The 516-nt window shown below is 50.6% G+C and carries 1 protein-coding gene and 1 pseudogene; both read right to left on the bottom strand.

Translation table 11 applies throughout. The annotated features are described in order from the left end of the window. Nucleotides 1-133 precede the first annotated feature (133 nt). The gene (locus tag ABT56_RS23075; protein WP_047881244.1) at nucleotides 134-328 is read right to left on the bottom strand and encodes a hypothetical protein; all 195 of its coding nucleotides are present in this window, start codon (nucleotides 326-328) and stop codon (nucleotides 134-136) included. After that, a pseudogene (locus ABT56_RS24390) lies at nucleotides 325-516 on the bottom strand (hypothetical protein); the annotation flags it as partial. The gene ABT56_RS23075 and the pseudogene ABT56_RS24390, both read right to left, overlap by 4 nt.

The raw sequence follows: 516 nt of genomic DNA, 5'->3' as shown, positions 1-516 counted from the left end.
GCATGTTGCGCCATGAAATCGGCAACCAATGTGGTATTAAGCGGAACCGCAGCCTCATGCAATGGCAGCGAGGAAACCGCCGCCCCCAACTTGGGGGCTTTGGTCACTTGCTTAGGGATTGGGTTTGAAATGTTCATGCTGTCACCACCAAACGGCGGTTTGCATCCACCGGAATAATTGCCATCACTGGGCGCATATAGGTTGGCTCATTACCTGCGAATGCTACGCATTGAGCAACGGCGCGATAAAAATTAGCTTGGGGCTGAAACGGCAGCGGCTTGTTAACATGTGCCCCGGCATTGGAATACCATTGAATTGAGGTACTCATGATTGCACCTCCAGAACGACAACAAGTAACTGGGGCTTTTTGCCTTTCGACTTCAATGACTCCATGACACTTTCAGCAACGCGATCGTCAATAAACAATTGCGCGCCAGCCAATGACCAAGCCAACATCGGTTGGCCTGACTTGCCGAACCCGCAAAAATAGCGGTGGTCTACTTTGATTATTTTGGC

Source organism: Photobacterium aquae (assembly GCF_001029445.1).
In the GTDB taxonomy this organism is placed as follows: domain Bacteria; phylum Pseudomonadota; class Gammaproteobacteria; order Enterobacterales; family Vibrionaceae; genus Photobacterium; species Photobacterium aquae.
Note: the sequence above shows the minus strand (reverse complement) of the source record. Positions and strands in the feature narration are given on the sequence as shown.

Excerpts from the sequence above, each read along its gene's own strand:
- ABT56_RS23075 (WP_047881244.1), bottom strand. The coding sequence starts at position 328 with ATGAGTACCTCAATTCAATGGTATTCCAATGCCGGGGCACATGTTAAC.